Source organism: Polaribacter litoreus (assembly GCF_054584775.1).
Genome location: NZ_JBTLRD010000005.1, coordinates 189,796 through 212,698 on the forward strand (window position 1 = coordinate 189,796; position 22,903 = coordinate 212,698).

The window sequence follows — 22,903 nt, forward strand, 5'->3', positions numbered from 1 at the left end:
ATTTTAATTACCATCTTACAAGTGGTGATAACGTTTCGTATAAATAATCACCTTCTATTAAAAGTAAGGTTACTAAATAACAGATTAAGAAAATGGATGTCCAGACAATCGAACGTCTAAACCATTTTTTTTCATCTTCCATGTGCATAAAAGCCCATGTAATTCCGTAAGCTTTTGCTAAAGTTAAAATGATAAAAATCCAGTTTAAAGGACTTGTTCCTAAAAAATTTGTTAAGTGAAGTGCAGCTGGTTTAAATATACCTAAAGCAACTTCTACAATTGTTATAGCTGATAAAATCCAAAATACGTTCCAGATTCTTTTTGTATGTGATTCGTGTGCGTGTGCCATTTTAATGCTATTTTTTTATTAAACTAAGTAGAAGAATGTGAATACAAATACCCAAACTAAATCTACAAAGTGCCAATATAAACCTACTTTTTCTACCATTTCGTAATGTCCTCTTTTCTCATAAGTGCCTAAGATAACATTAAAGAAAATAATGATATTAATAACAATACCTGAGAAAACGTGAAAACCATGAAAACCGGTAATAAAGAAAAAGAAATCTGCAAAAATTGTATTTCCGTACTCATTTACTTTTAGATTAGCTCCTTCTACAACCATTTTACCTTTGGCTAACTCTTCAGCGCCTTTTTCTCTAGATAAGATAAATTTTTGTTTTTTATCCATATCTATTTGTTCGCTTCTAATTTGTATTGAAGGATTTGCTTGATAAGATGCCATTACTTGTGCCACAGAATATTGAGGTACTTCTTCTCCACTTACCCACCAAAGTCCGTTTTTACGTGTATGTGTTTCTTCAGCATCCATTCTATCACCTACAACAAAATCTGAAAGCGCTATTTGCTTACCATCCTTTACAAATTGTAAAACTTTACCCTCTGTAGTTTTTACAGCACCGTAAGAACCTTTAATAAAGGTATTCCATTCCCAAGCTTGAGATCCAACAAAAATTAAACCACCAATGATTGTTGCAAACATATACCAAGCCACTTTATTTTTTTGCATTTTGTGCCCAGCATCAACTGCTAATACCATGGTTACTGATGAAAAAATCAGTACAAATGTCATGAAAGCGACGTAATACATTGGAAACTCTCCATGAATAAATGGAACGTGTGTAAAAACTTCATCTGCAATTGGCCAAGAATCAATAAACTTAAAACGGGTTAAACCGTAAGCTGCTAAAAATCCTGAAAAAGTTAGTGCATCAGAAAGGATGAAAAACCACATCATCATTTTACCATAACTTGCGCCAAATGGTTTTACTCCACCACCACTCCAAGTACTTTTTCCGTCCGAAGGTATAGCAATATTTGCTTCCATAAATAATTTTAATTAGTATAAATCTTAAACGTTCGCCAAAAATAACTATTTTCTATCACTTAATAAAAGAGAAAAAGAAAAATAGATAAATCCATAATATATCTACAAAGTGCCAGAATATTGCGCCTAACTCAAAGCCAAGCAAATTATTGGGCTTGTATTTGTATTTAAAATGATTATAAATAACAACAAAAAGTACAATAACACCTGCCAAAAGGTGCAATACATGCAAAAAGGTGATTCCAATAATGAATGATGTAGATACTGTACTATTAGGTCCTGTAAAATACAAGCCTATACTTTTTAGTTGATTGAAACCTACATATTGTTGCCAAACAAAGCCTAGACCCAATAATAAAGTAGCTACTACTAAAATTAATGATAATTGTCTTTTATCTTGTTTTAAAAATCTTTGCGACAAAAATAATGTAATGCTACTTGCTACAATTAAAAAAGTACTGGTGTAAAATGCTTGTGGCAAATCAAAAGAGACCCAATCATCTCGTTTCATACTAATTACATAGGCACTTGTTAGTCCTGCAAAAAACATCACCATACTAATCATAGAAATCCACAACATAGGTTTTGCAGATTTTTTTTGTGCTACAACATACTCTTGTTTTAATGCTTGTTCTTCTATCATCTTCTTTCTTCTTTAATGTAAAAATTTATCAACTACATAAACAATTTGTACAACTGTTATATATAAGACACTTGATAACATGAGTTTTCTTGCATCTATGTTTTGTTCTGTTTTGTGTAATTTAATCCCATAAAACAACATTATACTACCTAATAATGCCACAATTACTGCTGTTAATGGGTATATATAAAAATCTCCTGAAACTCTTAACACTGGCGCTATAGAAACCAATATCATTACCAAGGTATAAAAGATAATCTGTTTTACAGCACCTTTATCTTTTGTGTTCATTGGCAACATGTTATATCCAGCTTTTTTATATTCTTCGAATTGCAACCAGCCAATTGCCCAAAAATGTGGAAATTGCCAAAAAAACTGAATCATAAATAAAAAACCCGCTTCAATACCAAAATTACCTGTAGCTGCTACCCAACCTAACATAAACGGAATGGCACCAGGAATGGCACCTACAAAAACAGTTAATGGTGTTACCGATTTTAAAGGCGTATAAACACTGGTATAAATAAATATTGAAATAGCACCAAAAAATGCAGTTTTTGGATTAATACTATACAAAATAGCGATTCCTAGAATTGTAAATACAACCGCAATTGACATGGCTGTGTTTACCGACATTCTTCCTGTTGGTAAAGGTCGGTTTTTTGTGCGTTGCATTAACGCATCTATATCTTTTTCTATAATTTGGTTGAATGCATTAGAAGCACCCACCATAAAAAAACCTCCTAAAGCTAATAGTAGCAAAACACTGTAATTGATAACCTCTACAGCTAACAGATAACCTGCCACTGAAGAAAACACCACACTCATAGACAATCCTACTTTTGTAAGTTGCTTAAAGTCAGTTATAAGCGTATTCATTGGCTTTTTAGTATCTGTAATTACAGTTAAACTCATAGTTTTGCAAAGATATTTGATAAATCTCAATTTACCATACCTTTAACAAGGTTTTGTGAAATTTTGAGCATAAAAAAACCCACTCAAAGTTTGAGTGGGAAAATTGCTATGAAAAAGAAAAAGTGTGACTTTTAAAAAGCCACATGCAAATATAATTATTTTTTTAAATAAAAAACAAAAATATTTTAGATTTATTTTTTTATCCCAAAATCTATTTTAAAAAAAACGGAATTTAATTCTTTATTTTTTTTAATTTAAATGAGGGTAAACCACTATAAATTGGCTTTAAACTGCCATACGTTTTGTTAAAAAAGTAAACATCACCAAAATCTATATTTCCATCAACATTATTTTCTTTTTTTAAGAATAAGGTGTCTTTTTTAAAAAAATAAGTACCTCGTTCTACACAAAAAGACCTTAACTCTACCGTTTTCAGTTCAAAAGTACTATCGTTAAATAAGTTTATTTCTAGTACTGCTTTCTCTTTTGAATAACCTTTAAACTTGTGTACTTTATTTTTAAATATATTTTTATCGTGATATTGTAATGTATAATACAAGCTCATCGAAAAAAAAAATGTAATAATTAGTGGTATGAAATTAAAAAGCTCTTTTTTTAAAGTAATATTGTATAAGTTGTAAAACGAAACAGATATAAAAGCAACAATATATAATATTGTTAAGCCTCCTACAATTAATAAATCTACATCTCCAAAACAGTAATTTTCTGAATGAATTAACCTGTAAAAAGGAAAAAATGCCAGTACAATAAGTAAAATATATCTTTTTTTTACTTTTTTCATTACACGTCTTTTTCTTTTTTTCTTTGGATTAATAAATCTGCTATGGTTGCATTTTCTGGATAACTTTTTATTTGCTGAAACTCATCACCAACTTTAACAGTTCCTGTTTGTACTACTTTAAAATACACTCCACACATTGTTGTATTCCAAAATTGTTTTACAATTTTCATAGAGTTGAACCGAATGCCTAATTTAAAACAAGGGCTTCTTTGTAAAGTTGCTTCTAAAATAGTTTCACCAACTTTAAAAGTATCCCCTACATGTATTTTTGTTTCGTCAATATCATCAAGGGTAAGGTTTTCTCCAAACATTCCAAAATTCCAATCCAAATCTGGATATAACGATTTCCAAAATTTATAATGTTTTAAAGAATACGCATAAACTGCTTGATCTATACCTCCATGATATTTTCTATCCGAAATTTCATCACCTTTTACCTCTTCAACATCTAAAAAAATAGGTTGCTGTACAGGATATTTGTAAATACCTGTAGTTACCTTTTTCTTTTTCCAAAGGATTTCTTTTTTATCACCAATATTTGTAGAAATAATTTTCATTGTTATTGTATTGCAACTGAATCAAGAAAAATATAAAGTTTGTACGTTTACTTTACAAATTTAAGTAAAGCGTTTTTGGTAAATTCTGATAAAACTAATTCTCCAGAAATTTTTGCTCTTTCTAATAAAAGTTTATCCCAATGATTGGTATTTTGCCACAATACTTTTTTCATTTCGGCTAAAGCGGATGGGTTATAACTTGCCAATTTTTGAGCAAACAAATCTACCTCAATATCTAACTCTTTACTATTTTCAAACACTTTGGCGTACAAGCCTTTCTCTTTTGCCCAATAAGCGTTTTTCCAACTTGTGGCATCTAATGTTAATTCTGATGTTGCTGCTAAACCAATTTTTCGAGTTACAGCAGGCTCTATTACAAAAGGACCAATACCAATGGTTAATTCTGATAATTTTATTGCTGCTTTTTCTGTTGCAAAAACATAATCGCAGGCAGCTGCTAAACCTACACCTCCTCCAACTGTTTTTCCTTGAACTCTGCCAATTATAATTTTTCCGCAGGTACGCATGGCATTTATTACGCTAGCAAAGCCTGAAAAAAAACGTTCTCCTTCTTCTACATTTGAAATAGCAACCAATTCATCAAAAGAAGCTCCAGCACAAAAAGCTCTTTCTCCTTCTGATTTTAAAATGATGACAGCAACATCATTAGTCATAGCAAGTTTTTTTAATTCTTTGGTTAACCTTGCTAATAATTCACTAGGAAAAGAATTGCTTGCAGGATGACCAAACTCTACTGTTGCAATTTTATTTTGGATATTTATATAAAGACTTCCACTTTGTCTGTTTGTATTCATAAAAGTTGAATTTTATCAAAAATAGGATTTTATAACTAAAAAATCAATGCACAATCGCTAAGATAACTCACAAAAAAAGCCATTACTATACTAGTAATGACTTTATCTTTATTAAATATTTTTTTAGATTTATTTGTATTTAAGTTTCAACCGAATTAAAATTAAAGCAGATATTGCTGTGATACCATTTGCTAAAATCATTGGTAAACTTTCTAAATAAAAACCATATACAATCCATAAAGAAACTCCAATAAAAAAAGAAGTATACATTGTTAACGATAGCGATTTTGTGTCTTTCGTTTTCCAAGTTTTATAAACTTGAGGCATAAATGCAGCTGTTGTAATAATAGCTGCAAACATTCCTAAAATTTCGAAAATATTCATAATACTGTCTTTATCAATTCGCTCTTTTAGTCTGAAAAATAAACATGACTTACACCACAAAAATAAAGTTTCTATCTTTGAAGTAAGACAAGTATTTAACCCACTATGTTTACAATTTTGCCTGGCACAACAATTACCTTTTTAGGTGTTCTACCTTGTAATTGTGCTTGTGTTTTTTCGTGAGCCATTACCGTTTTTTCTATTTCTTCTTTAGATAAATCTAAAGAAAGTTCTAAAGTAAAACGCATTTTACCATTAAAAGAAATTGGATAATTCTTTGTACTTTCTACCAAATGTTTTGGTTCAAAAACTGGAAAAGGCACAGTTGATATACTTTCTGTATGCCCTAATAAACTCCATAATTCTTCTGTAATATGTGGCGCATAAGGTGACAATAAAACCAACAATGGTTCTAAAATTTCGCGCTTATTACATTTTTGAGCTGTTAACTCATTTACGGCAATCATAAATGTAGAAACAGAAGTATTGAAAGAGAAATTTTCGATATCTTCTTCTACTTTTTTGATGGTTTTATGTAAGGTTTTTAAGGCCTCCTTATCCCCATCCGACTTCCCCAAAGGGGAAGAGTCAACTGCGAAAACACCGTTTTCTCCTGAATGGAATAATTTCCAAAGTTTTTTTAAGAATGATGATACACCCGAAATTCCAGACGTTTTCCAAGGTTTGGTTTGTTCTAAAGGCCCTAAAAACATTTCGAATAAACGCAAAGCATCTGCTCCATATTCTGCAACAATATCATCAGGATTTACAACATTGTATTTTGATTTTGACATTTTTTCTACTTCTCTAGAAACTTTAAAAGTGCCATCTTCTTCTGTTATGAATTCTGCATCATTAAATTCTGCTCTCCAATTTTTGAAAGCTTCAATATCTAATTCGTCTGATGAATTTACGAATGATACATCTGAGTGGATCTTTTGTAAGTGAATTCCTGTAAAAGAATTAACATTTGATTCTTTAGAAATCAATTTTAATCGATCAATAAAAATTGATTTTAATTTTTCTATTTCATCTTCATCTCCATTAGAAACCTTATCATATATAGATTTTGTTACATAAAAACTAGGAAATTTTGAAGTAGACACATCAAGTACTGAATCATTTTCTGTCACAATTCCAAACCAAAATCTATGTACAAAAGCAGAAGTCCCCAAAATCATACCTTGGTTAATTAGTTTTTTAGCAAACTCATCTACAGGTACAATTCCTTTATCGAACAAAAACTTTTGCCAAAAACGTGCATATAATAAATGTCCGGTTGCGTGTTCTGAACCACCAATGTATAAATCTACTTCTTTCCAATAATCAAGAGCATCTTTACTTGCAAATTCATCAGCATTCTTTGCATCCATATATCTGTTAAAATACCAAGAAGAACCAGCCCAACCAGGCATTGTATTGAGTTCTAATGGATAAATTTCATTTTGAGATTTCTCGACTTCGCTCGAAATAACATTTTTGTTACTATTGTCATCTTGAGCGGAGTCGAAAGATCTTTTTAACAAATCATTCGAAACCACTTTATTATTTTTAGCATCCCAACTCCAATGCGTCGCATTTCCTAAAGGTGGTTTTCCATCTTCAGTAGGTAAATATTTTTCCACTTCTGGCAATACAATTGGCAAATGTTTTGCATCTATCATTTGTGGCATTCCGTCTTTGTAATACACAGGAAATGGCTCACCCCAATAACGTTGTCTGCTAAACACAGCATCTCTTAATCTGTAATTTATTTTCCCATAACCAAAGCCACGCTTTTCCATTTCGTAAATGGCTAGCTTTAAAGCTTTCTTATATTTTAATCCTGATAAAAAGTCTGAATTTGCAATTACAGTTCCTTCTTTATCTGCATGTGCAGCCTCAGAAATATCTACACCTTCAAAAATATTAGGAATAGGAATATTAAAATGTTTTGCAAAATCATAATCACGTTGATCTCCACAAGGCACAGCCATTACAGCTCCTGTTCCATAAGAAGCCAATACGTAATCACCAATCCAAATTTGAACCTTTTCACCGGAAAAAGGATGAATTGCATACGCACCTGTAAAGGCACCAGAAATGGTTTTTACATCAGCCATTCTATCACGTTCAGAACGTTTTGCTGTAGCTTCTATATATGCTTCTACTTCTGCTTTTTGAGCATCAGTTGTAATTTTAGATACCAATTCATGTTCTGGAGCAAGTGTCATAAATGAAACTCCGAAAATGGTGTCAGGACGTGTTGTAAAAACATCAATCCTATCCCTCAATCCCTTTCCAGAGGAAAGGGAAGCTTTGGCTAGTTCTAGTTTAATTTTTTTTAGAACAGATTCAGTATCACCAATTACTTGCTTATTAGTAAAACGAATTACATCATATCCTAAATCTTCTAAAATTTTTGTTCTTTCGTTATCTTTTTCGATTTGTTCTTCAGAATTGTGATAATCACCATCAACTTCAATAACTAACTTTAATCGTAAACAAACAAAATCTACAATAAAATAATCAATTAAATGTTGTCTTCTAAATTTTAAACCTAATTGCTTTCCTTTTAATACTTGCCATAAAACACGTTCTGCTTCAGTAGGATTATTTCTATTTTCTTTCGCTTTTTCTATCAACAAGTGAGAGTTATTTCCACCTGTCATATATCCCTCATCATTTTCAGGATCTGATTTCTCTTCCCCTTTGGGGAAGGTTAGGATGGGGAAAGAAACCATTGCTCCTTGAGAACGACCAATCCAATTGGTTTGCGAATCTTTTAAAGGTTGTGGCCAATCAATAGTGTTTAAACCATCTAACAAACGTTGTGCGTATGCAGAAATTCGCATAGACCATTGTGTCATTTTTTTTCTCACTACAGGATGTCCTCCACGTTCTGAAACTCCGTTTACAATTTCGTCATTGGCTAAAACAGTTCCTAATGCAGGACACCAATTTACTTCTGTATCCGACAAAAAAGTTAAACGATATTGTAATAAAATTTCTTCTTTTTTGGTTGATGAAAAAGCGCTCCAATCTTCTGCTGAAAAAGAAATGATATCTTCATCGCAAACTGCATTTACTGTGGCATTTCCTTCTTTTTCAAAAATTGAAATTAAGGTTGAAATGTCTTCTGCTTTGTCTGAATCTTTGTTGTACCAAGAATTGAATAATTGAATAAAAATCCATTGTGTCCATTTATAATATTCAGGATTTGAAGTACGTACTTCCCTGCTCCAATCAAAAGAAAAACCAATTTGATCTAATTGTCTTCTATATGTTTTTATGTTTTCTTCAGTGGTTTTAGCAGGGTGTTGTCCAGTTTGAATGGCATATTGTTCTGCAGGTAACCCAAAAGAATCATACCCTTGAGGATGCAATACATTAAACCCTTTATGACGTTTGTAACGCGCATAAATATCACTAGCAATATACCCTAAAGGATGCCCAACATGCAAACCTGCTCCTGAAGGATAAGGAAACATATCTAACACATAATATTTAGGTTTTTCACTTTCATTACTGGCTTTAAACGTTTGGTTTTCTGCCCAAAATTTTTGCCATTTCTTTTCTATTTCTTGGTGATTGTATTGCATCATCTTTCAATTTAATGGCTGCAAATTTACGTTTATTCTTTGTAAGCGAAAAGAGGAAGTATTGCAAATTAGCAAGCACAATTTTAAAGCCCTATTTCTGTATTTTTACTTCTTCAAAAAATGCAACTACTATGTTTTAAAACTTCATTTCTGTTATCTATTTGATGTTATTTAAAGACTACTTCTTTGACTCCTTTTTGATAATCTTTACCTCTTAAATTGATAAAAGTAGCTCTCATTTCCTTCATTTTTTTAGGGTTCGATTTTGCAAGGTTATTTTGTTGCGCTTTATCTTCTTTTAAGTTGTAGAGTTGTTCAAATGGAAAATTACCAACTTCTATACCTACTTCTTCTCTAAAATTTGTTCCTTCATAAGCAGGTATGTATAACCAATCTCCACTTCTTAATGCTGTTTTACCTGTAGCTTCAATAATTAAATTAGTTCTTCCTTTTTTTGTTTTCCCTAAAAAAGCATCTATACAATTTTCACTATCTGTTGTGGTTTCTGATGTTCCTAATAAATTAGCTATAGAAGCCAATAAATCCATCTGACAAACAATAGCATTTGAAGTTTGTGGTTTAATTTTTCCTTTCCAGTAGGTTATAAACGGTACTCTTGTTCCTGCTTCAAAAATGCTGTACTTACCTCCTCTTAAACCACCTTTTGGATCGTGATTGCCTAATTTTTCTACAGCATCATCATAATAACCATCATTTAAAACAGGACCGTTATCACTAGAAAAAACAATTAACGTGTTTTCTAAGATACCTTCTTCTTTTAAGGTTTTTATAAATTCACCAATTGCCCAATCTGCTTCTAAAATCACATCACCTCTTGGCCCCATTCCAGATTTATCCACAAATCTTGGATGTGGAGTTCTTGGTACGTGAGGTTGCTGCATTGCATAATACAAAAAGAACGGTTTTTCTTTATGAGTTTTTACATAGTTTTGCGCTTTTTCTAAAAAATGATCGGCCATATCTGTATCTACCCATTTTGCAGATTCACCACCTTTCATATAGCCAATTCTAGGAATTCCATTTACAATACTGCTATTGTGCCCATGATGCCATTTCATAGTTAACAGTTCTGGATTTGAAATAGCAGTAGGTTCTCCTTCAAAATTTTCTTTGTAATTTACTTTTATAGGATCGTTTTTATCTAAACCAACCACATTCCCATCTTTAATATAAACAGTTGGCACCCTGTCTTGAGTAGCAGCCATAATGTAAGACTCATCAAAACCAACTTCATTAGGTCCAGGAGTTACTTTTTGGTTCCAATTTACAATGCCTGTACCCAAACCTAAATGCCATTTACCAACAATTGCAGTTTGATACCCTTGTTTTTTTAATAACTTAGGTAGTGTTTGTTGTTCTGTAGATATTAAAAGCGGAGCTGTACCTGGTAAAATTTTTGCTTTTTTGTTTCGCCAAGGATACATGCCTGTTAATAGAGCATATCTGCTTGGTGTACAAGTTGCTGATGAAGCATAACCGTTTGTAAATTTAATTCCTCCATTTGCTAAAGCATCTATATTTGGGGTTTGCAATTCTGTTGCACCATAAGAGCTTAAATCTCCATAACCCAAATCATCTAAATAAAGGACTACTATATTCGGTTTTTTGGTATTTATTTCTGGTTGATTAGTAGCTTTTTTAGGGGTTGTTGTACATGCTACAATAGTTAGTATTAAGAAATTTAAAAAATATTTTTTCATTATGATTATTTTGTAGTTGTTAAAATCTATTTGTTTTTAAGTTTTTGCTCAATATATTTACTCGGAGTCATTCCTTTTTCTTTTTTAAATAAGCTGATAAAGTGTGAGTAGCTGTTGATACCCACAGCATCCATAGCCTCTTGTACTCGATCGCATCCATCATCGAACATTTGTATGGATTTTTCAATTTTTATAGCATTAATAAAAGCGGTAGTACTTACGCCAACTAATGCTTTTAATTTTCGGTGCAATTGCATTCTACTTAAACCCAACTCTAAAGATAATTCTCTTACAGAAAAAACAGGTTCAGCCATTTTTTGATGAATGATTTCTACTGCATTTTTTACAAATTGTTGGTCGTAAGAAACATAATGATTTTTAATTTCTTCTGTGGAATTTGATGCAATATACTGTCTGAAATTATTTCTTGTTTTGATAATATTATTTACTTTTTGAAGCAATTGTGTACTATTAAAAGGTTTTGCAATATAATCCCAAGCACCTACTTTTAAGCCTTTATTGTAAAAATCTTCTCCTGTTTTTGCTGTTAGCATTAATACTGGAATATGTGATACTAGAATATTGTTTTTTATTTGCTGACACATTTCTATACCATCTAGCTCTGGCATCATTACATCTGTTAAAATGATGTCTGGTATTTCTTTTAAAGTTATTTGTAGGCCTTCTTTACCATTATTAGCCTCTAAAACCATATAGTCTTTGATTAATATGTTTTTTAAATATTTTCTTAAATCGTAATCATCTTCTACAATTAAAATTTTTTCTAAATCATTATCTTTGTTTTCTTCTAAAGGTTCTATATAATCTCCAGGTATATAATCTTTTGGAATACTGGTTGGAATATCATCTTTTGTTAAAAATTCTTCTTCGGTAAATGCTTTTGATGAAACTGGTAATGTAATCATAAATTCTGTACCTCCCAAAGCACTATTTAACACGTTAATTTCTCCCTTATGTGCCTCTATTAAGGTTGCTGTTAAGTGCAAACCAATACCAGAAGAAGAGCGATCTTTGCCATGAAAATGCCTTTGAAAAATTTTCTTTTTGTCTTGTTGTGCAATGCCTTTACCATTATCTTTTATTAAAATAACAAAGTACTCTAATTCTTGTTTCCAAGTAGGCTTAATTTCTATCTCTATCTTACCTTTATTAGGCGTGTATTTAAATGCATTTGATAATAAATTATAAATTACTTTTTCTACAATATCTTTATCAAAATGACAAAAATAACTATCTGGAGACACAATGTTTAAGTCAATTTCTCTTGCTTTAGATTGCCAAGCAAAAGACTTTGTAATTTCTGTGATAAATGAACACATATCATTTCTTGAAACTTTTAAGATATTTACCCCAGAGTTAACTTTTCTAAAATCTAAGAGTTGGTTTACTAGATTCATCATTCTATTTGTATTTCTTGACACAATACTGTAACAAAACTCTTTGTGTTCTTTGCTTATATCACCTTTTATTAAATCGTTTAAGGGTCCAATAATTAGAGATAATGGAGTTTTAAACTCGTGCGCTACATCTGTAAAAAAGGTTAATTTCATTTCGTTTACCTTTTTTTCTTGTTCATTTTTAAATTTAGAAATTTCTATTTGACTTCTCAGTTTTTCTTTATTTTGCCAAAAATAAATTAGCGAAAACAACACGCTAGATATTAGCAAAACATAAATTAAATATGCCCACCAAGTATTCCAAGGAGCTGGTTGAATTGTTAGCAAAATAGTTTTTGGTTTATTGGACCAAAGACCATTAGGATTTGTAGCTTCTACAACAAGCTTATAATTTCCGCTAGGAATATTAGAATAGCTAGCAAAACGCTTTTTATTGTCTACAATTTGCCATTTTTTATCGTAGTTTTCTAATTGATATCGGTATTTATTTACTTTAACATTTGCATAGTTGGTACTTGTAAATTCTATAGAAAAATCATTTTGTTTGTAATTAAATACTAACTTTTTAGAACTATTAAGCATTTTTGTGAGTATCGTAGCGCCAGAAACCTCTTCGTTTACGCCAACTTTATTGTTATTTACCCAAAGGTTGGTAAAAGACACTTTAGAAGGAAAGGAATTATCGTACAACTCACCAGATTTAAAATAATTAATGCCTAATATATTTCCGAAAAAAAGCTGTCCTTTATCATTTTTAGAAATGGCTTCTGTAAAAGTGTTGGTTAATAAGCCATCAAAATAACTGTACTTTGTAATTTCGTTTGTTTTAACATTGTATTTTATGATTCCTTGAGAATTATTCAACCATAAATTACCCAATTTATCGCTAATAATTCCCATTATTTTTTTATTCTGAATCCCTTTTATTTGTACAGATTTAAATTCATTTTCGTTCGTTTTTTTTAAAAGAAGGCCAGTATCTGTACCTACGTAAAGAGCGTTGTTTTTATCTTGATAGAATGACCAAATTGAATTATTTGGTATTCTATAAGCTCCTGTCATTTGTTCGTTATAACTTTCTACAGACAATATATTTCCAGATTTATCTAAATTCATTTTAAACAATCCTTCAGAAATAGAGCCTATCCAAATACAGTTTTTAATATAATCTACTTTTAAAGAAAAAACACGCACATTTCTTAAATAATCTAAATTTTCAAACTTTTCATTAACCCAAGTTGTGTTTTGTTTATTTTTTACTAAAAGCCCTCTAAACGTTCCAAAATACTGATTTCCAAAATTATCTTTACAAAAACTAGTTACTAATAAATTATTTTTTTCGGGCGAATTTTCAAAAACTGGCACAAGTTCAAATTCATCCTTTTTAGATTTCTTTTCTCTATACAAACCATCTGTGGTTGCTAAATGAACCTTACCATTTAAAGTATCAACTCTAAACGCTTTTCCGCTTTTAGGAATATCGATAGCTTTACTTGAATTTGAATTGAAAGAATACACATAAAATTGATCACCTTGTAATCCGTAGTAAATTTTATCGTTATTAGAAAAGAGCGTTCGAACATGTCCTTTTTTTTGGAGAGAAATGCTTTTAAACTTTTTACTATCTAAGTTTGAGTAAACCAAGCCTTTATTATTTGAAATCCAAAGTGTATTGGTAGCGTCTTTAAAAATATATTTTAATTGGCTGTTAGATAAGTAATATTCGTTGGCATTATTTATTGATGAGCTACTAGACAGTAATTTGTTATCTAAAGAAAAATGTAATAGTCCTTGGTTAAAAGTGGTAATCCATAAATCATTATTTACACCTTCAACCATAGACAATATATTACTATTAACAAAGCGTTCTTTAGATTGTAATATGCCATTTTTAAGTTGATATAAACCGTCTTTACCCCCAATCCAAATTTCTTGTTTTGAGGTTTCTAAAATTGTATTTAAAGAAACATCTTTAGCGTTTTTTACTAACGTATACTTATTTTTACGATATCTCCAAAGCCCTCTTGTGGTGGCATAAAGAACATCTTTACTACTTAAAATATTTATTTTTTTGATGTTAAAGCCAGTAATAGGTGTTTGTAATACCTCTACCAAAAAAGATTGATTTTGTTGGGATACTTTAAGTAAACCTTGTGTTGTTGCAACAATTATTTCACCTAAAGAGTTTTGTACGATATCATTTATAATTCCATAATTTTCAGGAACTTTTACTCTTGTAAAACTTCCTTTTTCTAAATCATAATAATTTAAACCATAACCATCAGTACCAATCCAAATTTGTTTTTTATCGTCTTCAAACAAACATCGAATTCTGTTACTCGATAAACTTAAAGTATTGTTATTATCATGAAAATAGTTTTCTATTTGGTAACCATCAAATCTATTTAATCCGTCGTAAGTAGCTATCCATATAAAACCTTCTGAGTCTTGAATTATGCTACTAACATCGTGTTGCGATAAGCCATCTTTTACAGTTAATGAGTTTAAATGTAAGCTTTGTGCAAAAACTGATGAGGAAATATTAAGAATAAAAAGTACATATACGATACGCCTTGCTACCTGCATTAATTGAATATTTTATAATATTTACCAAAGAAAATAAATAAAATCGGAAATAAACCACAGTATTGCTGATAAATACTCATTTTGTTACAATAGTAAAACTTATTGTTACATAACAAAACATCGATAATTGACCCTTTTTCTAGTTTTGAAGAGTGATATTTTAATACGTTTTAAAATTTCAATTCTCAATCAAATTATACATTAAAATACTTAAAAACAGATTACAGATTATGAAACACAAAAACTTTTTAATAGCAATGTTCTGCTTTTTTTTAACAGCTAATATATTTGGTATTGATATTTACGTAGGTACAACAGTAACTGATAGTGGAGCTGTTTTAGGTTCTGAAACAAACCCATATACGTCGTTAAACAGTGCAGTAATAGCTGCTTCAGATAATGATAATATTATTATAGTAGGTACAGTAGCTCAAACAGCTGAGATTACGCTTAGTAAAAATTTAACTTTTGAGGGACAGTCTGATGCAACTATAACCGGAAACGGTTCTAACAGACTTTTTGTAGTTTCTGCATCAGATCTTTCAATTTCATTTTCTAACATCATCTTTCAAGATATTGCATCAACAGATCCAGACCCAGGAAATTCAGCTCCAACAGATTATGCTGGTGGAGTTCTTTTTAACTCTCAAGCAAATTTTAGTTTAACGATTTCAAATTGTGTTTTTTCTGGAAATTCTTCTACCTCTACCTCTGGTGGTGGTGCTCTTTATTTAAGCGGAGGAGGCACAACTGCCGCAAATATTTCTAATAGCACCTTTTATAACAATCAAATTGTAACAGCAACAACTCTAGAAGCAAGAGGTGGGGCAATTATTGTTTACAATGCTACTGTAAGTTTAACCAATTGTACTTTCTTTGAAAACAAGTTGGCAAGAACAGGTAATTTTAATGGTGCAGCTATAAGGGCTAGTACAAATGGCGCTAGCGTAACTGCAACAAATTGTTTGTTTTACAATAATCAAGTTAGTGGTGGTGCTTATTCCGATTTCAATGCTGTTCCAGGTGCTTCTATGACAATGACAAATTGCCTTGCACAATATCAAAACAACCTAGACACTAATAATAATTCAACAATAACAAATTCGGATTATTTATCGACATCAAACCTAGTTTGGAATGCTTCTATGAATAGAGTTGTTTTTTCTGCTCCCAATTCTTTATCAGAAGCTACTCCAATAGATTTTGGAACTGATAATAATGATGTTGGTGCATGGAATTCTGAAATAAATATCTTTAAAGGCACTACTTCTTTATTATGGTCTGAAAACACCAATTGGTCAAGTGGTACTGCTCCTATTGGAGATGGTACAGAAAATATAGCCATCATTGGTGCAAATTGCAACATGTTTTCTACAGGGGTAGCTGTTAATGATATTAAAGTAACTACCGAATTACGAATACAAGATCGAAATGTATTTATTGTAAATGGAGCATCTGATGTAACTGGTATCGTTCGTTATTTTGCAAACCTACAAGATAATGCAGATAATACTAAAGCATGGTATTTGGTAGCCTCTCCTTTATCTGGCGAGGTTTTTGACACTGCTTTTGCAGATAAAAATGATCTTGCTTCTGGCACTGGATCTAATAGAGGGCTTGCAACATACAACCCTGCTGATAATGATTGGACATATTTTTCTGGTACAAATATACCTGCAAATCCGGGTCAAGGTTTTTCTATGAAAGTTACTCCAGATGATATAACATTTGCAGCAGGTGGAGGTGAATACGCAAATAATGAAGTTGGCTTTGAAGGAGATTTTAATACAGAAGATGTTACTATTACCACGAATACTGCTGGTTTTAATTTATTAGGCAATCCGTATATAGCTCACATTAATAGTGCTACATTTTTAGGAGCTACCTCTGGAATTGACCAATCACAAATTTGGGTGTGGAACCAATCTGAAAATGGTGGAGCTGGACAATATGAAGCTCAAGTATCTGGCGATAATTTTATGTTAGCACCTGCCCAAGGTTTTTTTGTAAAAGTAAACACGCCTGGAAGTATTAACTTCTCAGAATCTAACCAAGCAACTACAGGCGGTACCTTTCAAAAAACTACTAGAACCGAACTAAAATTATCAGTCTCTGATGGTAATAATAGTCGCTTTGCAAAAATCTATTATTTAAATAATGCTACCAAAGGTTACGACTTTGGTTGGGAAGGCGAAGTATTTGGTGGAGTTAAAAGTGATTTTGAACTCTTCACGCAATTGGTAAGTGACAATCAGGGTAAAAAATACCAAAAACAGTCATTACCAATATCTGAATTAGAATCGTTAATAATACCTGTAGGTGTGCTTGCCCAATCTGGTAAAACGCTAACATTTTCTTTAAAAACTTCAAATTTTCCACCAAATATTAAAGTTTATTTAGAGGATAGATGGAACAATACTTTTAATGAAATCTCACAATCAACTAACTTTAAAGTTACCTTAACAGAATCTTCTAAAGATGTAGGTCGTTTTTATTTGCATACATCTGCTACTGCATTAAGCACGGAAACAGCAGCCTTAGCCCATGTAGACATGTATCTTATTAACAATTCTACCTTAAGAATTGTAGGATTATCAAAAGCAAAATCTAATTTAAAAATGTTTAATACTTTAGGAAAACAAGTTGTAAATACTCCCCTAACATCCAATGGATTACATGATGTTCACCTTCCAAAATTAACTACGGGAATTTACATTGTTCAATTAGAAAATGATAAAGGAATATTAAACAAAAAAATTGTTTTAGAATAATTAATTAGCCTATAAATTAAGAAATCATCATGAAAAAAAATATCAAAAACAACAAAGAAGAAATTACTCGTAAAGAAGCCATAAAAAAAATAGGAAACTATGGTAAATACGCTGCATTAACAGCATTAGGTACTTATATGATTTTAAATCCTCAAAAAGCACAGGCAAGTTCAGTTCCTGCTGATCCTGGTGCAGGTTTTTAAGCACATAGAAAACAATTTTGTACTGCCTATGATAATACAAATATCATAGGTAGCACTTTTAATAACCTAAAATATAATCTGCAAATGAGGATAATTAAAGAAATTTTAAACAACAATATCTTGAAAAAAGGTGTCGTTTTTTTTGTACTGTGTATTGCAATGGGCAGTTACGGACAAAAAGTATTAAACCTATCAGAATTTAATATCCAAGATAGTAAAGATGCAACACCAATTGTTGTAGAAGCCTTAAAAAAATGCAAGGACGAAGGCATAAGCAAGTTAATATTTCCTAAAGGGACTTATCACTTCTATCCGACTTTTGCACCAGAAACATATTGCGAAATTACCAATAATGACAACGGATTAAAAAGATCTTCTTTTTTATTAATTGATTTTCACGACTTTGAAATTGATGGTGGTGGTTCTGATTTTATGTATCATGGTAAAATGATTCCTTTTATTATTGAAGAAAGCACCAACGTAAAAATAACGAACCTCAATATAGATTGGGAGGTTCCTTTTGCCTTAGAAGGTTTAGTTGTTGCTAAAGACGAAACAAGCAAAACGTTTGATATTGAAGTAAAATCGCCATACGAAGTAAAGTTTGGACATTTATATCTAAAATTAGAGAGGCCAGATACACCTTATGAAAGAAAATATGGAAAACGATTTGCATATTGGGAGCATTATAATTTAGAAGTTGGCCAAAACATATTTTGGGATCCCAAAACAATGGCACCTCTATACAACACAAAAATGTATAATATGCCAGAAAAAGGAATTTTTGCAAAGGAGTTAAAAAAAGGGTTGATAAGAATAACCACTGAAATGAAAAAAATTCCCCCAATTGGTACTGTAATGGTATCTAAAGGAGAATATTTACAAAATAGAACTAGCCCAGCTTTTAGAGTCTTTAAATCTAAGGATTTAGAGTTTAACAGTGTTAATGTGTATCATTCTGGAGCTATGGGATTAATTGCAGAAAGATCAGAAAACATTACCTTAGATAGCTTTAATGTTGTACTTAGAAAAGGTTCTGGCAGAATGGTTACAACTACAGCAGATGCTACACATTTTTGTAATGTAAAAGGCTTGGTAACCATTAAAAATTGCACATTTGAAAACATGTTAGACGATGCAACAAATATTCATGGTACTTATGTTAGAGTAAACAAAATTATTGATGATTATACATTGGCTGTAGAAACGTATCACCCACATCAAAATGGTTATTTATTTGGGGAGCAAGGAGATAAAGTGCAAATAATTGATCAAAAAAATTTACAACCCACTACGCCTCCAATGGTCTTAAAAAAAGTAGAACGTGTAAATGAAAAAATATCTTATATTACTTTTAATCAACCCATCACCAATAATGTAGAAGTGTTCGATGGTGTCGAAAATATCTCTTGGCATGCCTCAGCTATTTTAGAAAACAATATAGTTAGAAATAATAGAGCACGTAGTTTTTTAATTTCTACTCCGAGAAAAGTAGTGGTTCGAAACAATCATTTATCATCTCAAATGGCTAGTTTTCGACTAACAGGAGATTTGGGATTATGGAACGAATCTGGACCAAATGATGGATTGCTAATTGAAAACAACCTTATTGAAAATGCAGTTTATGGAGGTAATGGACCCCAATCTATATTTTTAATTGATCCACAATATGTAGACAAGAAAAATTTTAATGGAAATTATAGTAAAAATATTACCATTAGAAACAATACTGTTAAAACATTTGACAGTTCCATTTTACACGCTATTTCAGTAGATGGACTTGTTTTTGAAAATAATACGATTATCCAAACAGATAAATACAAACCTATTTTCCCTAACATCTCTAATTTAAGAATTGTAAATTGTACTAACGTTGCTATTAAAGGAAATCAATATAAAAGTTTAAATGATAGTATGAAAGGTTCTATAGAAATTGATAAAAAATCTACTAATGTAAACATCTCTAAAAAGGATGGTTTCACAATCATAAAATCAAAATAATTAAAGTCTTTAAAATGACTCTCTAAAACTTTAAAAATGAATAAACATATTATCATTTTATTACTTGCTCTTGTATCGTTTCAGTTTTCTTTCAGCCAAATTAAGGTTTCAGGTAAAGTTACAGATACAGAAGGTAATCTTTTACCAAGTGTTACAATACTCATAAAGGGTACTCAAATTGGAGATATTTCTGATTTTGATGGTAAATTTTCCATTGAACTACCCAATGCCGAAAGTATTCTTGTATTTAACTACTTAGGGATGAAAACTAAAGAAGTAAAATACAATGGACAAAAAATAATTAATGTTCAACTAGAGCAAGAAACAAATAACCTAGACGAAATTGTAGTTATTGGTTATGGAGTTACAAAGAAAAGTGATGTAACTGGTTCTGTTTCCTCTATAAAGCCAAAAACTCTAATGGAATCTCAAACCACAGATGTTTTTTCTGCAATGCAGGGTAGGGTTTCTGGTGTTCAAATATCTTCAGATTCTGGGCAACCTGGAGGAGGAAATAATATAACTGTTCGAGGGCAAACTTCTATAAATGGCACATCCTCTCCTCTTTTTGTAATAGATGGTGTTCAAATAGATGTAAATTATGATGAAGTGGCAACTACAGGTTCTTCTCAAGCAAGAATAAATCCTTTAACAGGTATTAATCCAGCTGATATAGAGTCTGTAGAAATATTAAAAGATGCATCTGCAACTGCAATCTATGGTTCAAGAGGTGCAAATGGAGTTGTAATTATCACTACAAAATCAGGTACTTCAGATGGTCGTATCACTGCTGAATACAGTTACAATTTAGGGATTTCAGAGGTTATAAAAAAATTATCGGTTTTATCAGCAGATGATTATTTAACCTATCAGCAAGATATAAATAATGATCAATTTTTAAATCAAGACACAAACAATGATGGTACTTTCGATACTCCTAGAGATTTTACGCAACTACCCTCTTTTGATTGGCAAGAAGAGGGTTTAAGAACTGCAATAAGTCATCAACACCAATTATCTGTAAGAGGAGGTAATAAAACCACCAACTATTCTGTTGGTTTAGGTGCTTTACAACAAGAAGGACTTGTTGTAAACAATGATTATGAACAATACAATTTAAGAATGCGTTTAAAAACTGATATTAATGATAAACTCAGTATTACGTTCAATTCTAATGGTTCTTATTCTGTTTTAGGGGGTATAGCCAATAATGGTGGTCCTGATAGTTTTACAGGTATAACTCAATTTCTTGTAATTGGTAATCCATGGAATATTAGAACAGACGATATTGTTTTTGCAGATGATGGTTTTATTAGCCCTTTAGATTTAATTAATGAATCAGACAAACAAACTAGTATTTTTAGACTTTTTGGTAATATGAACCTTAACTATAAATTTACTGATAATTTTAGTTATACAGGTTTTACCGGTTTTAATGTAAGCAATTCTAAAGTAAAAGAGTTTTACAGTTCAAACACAGGTTGGGGTAGGTTACAAAATGGTAGAGCTAGAGTTAAAGAAGTAAATACCTATTCTATAAATCATTCCTCACAATTAAATTTTAGAAAAAGTTTTAATCCAAACCACAGAATTGATGCTTTAGCAGGGTTTGAAATTTTCCACTACAACTTTGAAGATTTTTTAAATGAAGTTATTGGGTTTGAAAATCAAACCACTGGCGTTAATAATATAAGTGTTGGAACTTCTGTTAGTGAGTATAGTACCCAAAGATTTTCTACAAATAGAGTTTCCTTTTTAAGTAGAATTAATTACACCCTGTACAAAAGATTTATTTTAACTGCAACTATGAGAGCAGATGGGTCAGATAAATTTGGAGAAGGCAATAAATGGGGGTATTTCCCTTCTGGAGCATTAGCTTGGAAAATGACTAATGAATCGTTTATAAAAAATATTAACGCTATTTCTAATCTAAAATTAAGATTAAGTTACGGAGCTACAGGAAATGAAAGAATACCTGCATACACCTATCTAGCTCAATTAAATCCTGCATTTTATGCGAGTAATGATAATCTTATCTTTGGTTTGGCTCCATCAACACTTCCGAATCCAGATTTAAAATGGGAAACTACAGAACAACTTAACGCAGGTATAGACTTGGGTCTTTTTGGAGGAAAAATAAATTTCAGCGCAGATGTTTACAAGAAAATAACCACAGATTTATTACTGAATGCCCCAATACCCTCACAAAGTGGATTCAATTCACAATTTCAAAATATAGGAAGAATAGACAATTCTGGTGTTGAATTACAATTATCTACTTTCAATATTAATAAAAATGATTTCAAGTGGAAAACAGATTTTAATATCACTTTTAATCAAAACGAAGTTAAAGATTTAGGTGGTGCCGAATTTATACCTATAAGTACTTTTGGCGGATGGCAAGCCAATGTTGGTAGAGTAATTGTTGGTGAACAAATTGGTACAATGTATGGTTATCAATTTGATGGAATTTATCAAATAGATGATTTTACATGGCAAAACAACAGCGATCCTAACGTGGCTTTTGAGGACAGAAATTTCGCTTTAAAAGATGGACTTCCAGTATATTCTGGAACAGCTCTTCCAGGTAGAATGAAATATTCAGATTTAAATGGCGATGGTTTTGTAAACGATGAAGACAGGCAAGTTATTGGAAATAGTAACCCTGTACATTTTGGTGGAATTAATAATACTTTCACGTATAAAAACTTTGATTTATCTGTATTTTTTCAGTGGTCTTATGGTAATGATTTATACAACGCTGCTAAAGTTCGACTTAATGGAGTGCAACCTTGGATGAATATTTCTCAAGATTATTTTGAGAATAACTGGACTCCAGATAATCCAAGCAACACAGCGCCTGCCTATCGTCAACTAGATCAACAAATAGCATCTTCTTATTATCTAGAAGATGGTTCTTATCTCAGATTAAAAACCGTTTCTTTAGGGTATAGACTACCTAAAGATATCACTCAAAAATTAGGTTTCAAATCTTTACGATTTAATTTAATAGGTAATAATTTAATAACATGGACTAACTATACTGGTTGGGATCCAGAAGTTAATTTTAACAACCCTCTTCTTTCAGGACTAGATAGAATAGCTTATCCAAGAGCGAGAAATTTTACTTTAAGTTTTAACGCAACATTCTAAACAAA

Annotated in this window: 15 protein-coding genes; 4 read left to right on the forward strand and 11 right to left on the reverse strand. The window is 31.2% G+C overall.

Annotated elements, in window-relative coordinates:
- Positions 1-7: 7 nt before the first annotated feature.
- The 11 genes from ACW9UN_RS05945 to ACW9UN_RS05995 form a co-directional block, all read right to left on the reverse strand.
- A complete protein-coding gene (locus ACW9UN_RS05945) occupies positions 8-349 on the reverse strand; it encodes a cytochrome C oxidase subunit IV family protein (RefSeq protein WP_459484804.1) in 342 nt (113 codons plus the stop codon).
- A gap of 18 nt (positions 350-367) precedes the next feature.
- Complete coding sequence (locus ACW9UN_RS05950) at positions 368-1,348, reverse strand: cytochrome c oxidase subunit 3 (RefSeq protein WP_459484806.1); 981 nt, start codon at positions 1,346-1,348, stop codon at positions 368-370.
- A gap of 55 nt (positions 1,349-1,403) precedes the next feature.
- A complete protein-coding gene (locus tag ACW9UN_RS05955; protein WP_459484807.1) occupies positions 1,404-1,991 on the reverse strand; it encodes a cytochrome c oxidase subunit 3 in 588 nt (195 codons plus the stop codon).
- A 12-nt stretch (positions 1,992-2,003) separates the two neighbouring features.
- The gene (cyoE, locus tag ACW9UN_RS05960; protein ID WP_459484809.1) at positions 2,004-2,906 is read right to left on the reverse strand and encodes a heme o synthase; all 903 of its coding nucleotides are present in this window, start codon (positions 2,904-2,906) and stop codon (positions 2,004-2,006) included.
- 232 nt (positions 2,907-3,138) lie between these two features.
- Positions 3,139-3,708, reverse strand: coding sequence for a hypothetical protein (locus tag ACW9UN_RS05965; protein WP_459484811.1), 570 nt, complete (start codon positions 3,706-3,708; stop codon positions 3,139-3,141).
- The gene (locus tag ACW9UN_RS05970) at positions 3,708-4,265 is read right to left on the reverse strand and encodes an MOSC domain-containing protein (protein ID WP_459484812.1); all 558 of its coding nucleotides are present in this window, start codon (positions 4,263-4,265) and stop codon (positions 3,708-3,710) included. The genes ACW9UN_RS05965 and ACW9UN_RS05970 overlap by 1 nt, the downstream gene beginning before the upstream one ends.
- A gap of 47 nt (positions 4,266-4,312) precedes the next feature.
- Entirely contained in the window at positions 4,313-5,080 is a 768-nt protein-coding gene (locus tag ACW9UN_RS05975) for an enoyl-CoA hydratase/isomerase family protein (RefSeq protein WP_459484813.1), read from the reverse strand.
- Between the two features lie 129 nt (positions 5,081-5,209).
- Positions 5,210-5,464, reverse strand: a complete 255-nt coding sequence (locus tag ACW9UN_RS05980) for an SWEET family sugar transporter (RefSeq protein ID WP_459484815.1) — start codon at positions 5,462-5,464, stop codon at positions 5,210-5,212.
- A gap of 95 nt (positions 5,465-5,559) precedes the next feature.
- The gene (locus tag ACW9UN_RS05985; RefSeq protein WP_459484817.1) at positions 5,560-9,045 is read right to left on the reverse strand and encodes a leucine--tRNA ligase; all 3,486 of its coding nucleotides are present in this window, start codon (positions 9,043-9,045) and stop codon (positions 5,560-5,562) included.
- Positions 9,046-9,212: 167 nt separating this feature from the next.
- Positions 9,213-10,766 (reverse strand): sulfatase family protein, encoded by a 1,554-nt coding sequence (locus ACW9UN_RS05990; RefSeq protein WP_459484818.1) that lies wholly within the window; start codon positions 10,764-10,766, stop codon positions 9,213-9,215.
- Between the two features lie 26 nt (positions 10,767-10,792).
- A complete protein-coding gene (locus tag ACW9UN_RS05995) occupies positions 10,793-14,770 on the reverse strand; it encodes a hybrid sensor histidine kinase/response regulator transcription factor (RefSeq protein WP_459484819.1) in 3,978 nt (1,325 codons plus the stop codon).
- 230 nt (positions 14,771-15,000) lie between these two features.
- Between ACW9UN_RS05995 and ACW9UN_RS06000 the strand changes: the two genes are divergently transcribed.
- The 4 genes from ACW9UN_RS06000 to ACW9UN_RS06015 all read left to right on the forward strand — a co-directional run bounded on the left by ACW9UN_RS06000 (position 15,001) and on the right by ACW9UN_RS06015 (position 22,898).
- On the forward strand, positions 15,001-17,541 hold the full coding sequence (locus tag ACW9UN_RS06000) for a DUF8693 domain-containing protein (protein WP_459484821.1): 2,541 nt from the start codon (positions 15,001-15,003) through the stop codon (positions 17,539-17,541).
- Positions 17,542-17,570: 29 nt separating this feature from the next.
- On the forward strand, positions 17,571-17,744 hold the full coding sequence (locus tag ACW9UN_RS06005) for a hypothetical protein (protein ID WP_459484823.1): 174 nt from the start codon (positions 17,571-17,573) through the stop codon (positions 17,742-17,744).
- An 84-nt stretch (positions 17,745-17,828) separates the two neighbouring features.
- Positions 17,829-19,745, forward strand: a complete 1,917-nt coding sequence (locus ACW9UN_RS06010) for an alpha-1,3-galactosidase-related protein (protein WP_459484825.1) — start codon at positions 17,829-17,831, stop codon at positions 19,743-19,745.
- A gap of 36 nt (positions 19,746-19,781) precedes the next feature.
- On the forward strand, positions 19,782-22,898 hold the full coding sequence (locus tag ACW9UN_RS06015) for a SusC/RagA family TonB-linked outer membrane protein (protein WP_459484826.1): 3,117 nt from the start codon (positions 19,782-19,784) through the stop codon (positions 22,896-22,898).
- Positions 22,899-22,903: the final 5 nt, after the last annotated feature.

Coding starts and splice junctions, on each gene's coding strand:
- ACW9UN_RS05945 (WP_459484804.1), bottom strand. CDS start 349: ATGGCACACGCACACGAATCACATACAAAAAGAATCTGGAACGTATTT.
- ACW9UN_RS05950 (WP_459484806.1), bottom strand. CDS start 1,348: ATGGAAGCAAATATTGCTATACCTTCGGACGGAAAAAGTACTTGGAGT.
- ACW9UN_RS05955 (WP_459484807.1), bottom strand. CDS start 1,991: ATGATAGAAGAACAAGCATTAAAACAAGAGTATGTTGTAGCACAAAAA.
- cyoE (WP_459484809.1), bottom strand. CDS start 2,906: ATGAGTTTAACTGTAATTACAGATACTAAAAAGCCAATGAATACGCTT.
- ACW9UN_RS05965 (WP_459484811.1), bottom strand. CDS start 3,708: ATGAAAAAAGTAAAAAAAAGATATATTTTACTTATTGTACTGGCATTT.
- ACW9UN_RS05970 (WP_459484812.1), bottom strand. CDS start 4,265: ATGAAAATTATTTCTACAAATATTGGTGATAAAAAAGAAATCCTTTGG.
- ACW9UN_RS05975 (WP_459484813.1), bottom strand. CDS start 5,080: ATGAATACAAACAGACAAAGTGGAAGTCTTTATATAAATATCCAAAAT.
- ACW9UN_RS05980 (WP_459484815.1), bottom strand. CDS start 5,464: ATGAATATTTTCGAAATTTTAGGAATGTTTGCAGCTATTATTACAACA.
- ACW9UN_RS05985 (WP_459484817.1), bottom strand. CDS start 9,045: ATGCAATACAATCACCAAGAAATAGAAAAGAAATGGCAAAAATTTTGG.
- ACW9UN_RS05990 (WP_459484818.1), bottom strand. CDS start 10,766: ATGAAAAAATATTTTTTAAATTTCTTAATACTAACTATTGTAGCATGT.
- ACW9UN_RS05995 (WP_459484819.1), bottom strand. CDS start 14,770: ATGCAGGTAGCAAGGCGTATCGTATATGTACTTTTTATTCTTAATATT.
- ACW9UN_RS06000 (WP_459484821.1), top strand. CDS start 15,001: ATGAAACACAAAAACTTTTTAATAGCAATGTTCTGCTTTTTTTTAACA.
- ACW9UN_RS06005 (WP_459484823.1), top strand. CDS start 17,571: ATGAAAAAAAATATCAAAAACAACAAAGAAGAAATTACTCGTAAAGAA.
- ACW9UN_RS06010 (WP_459484825.1), top strand. CDS start 17,829: ATGAGGATAATTAAAGAAATTTTAAACAACAATATCTTGAAAAAAGGT.
- ACW9UN_RS06015 (WP_459484826.1), top strand. CDS start 19,782: ATGAATAAACATATTATCATTTTATTACTTGCTCTTGTATCGTTTCAG.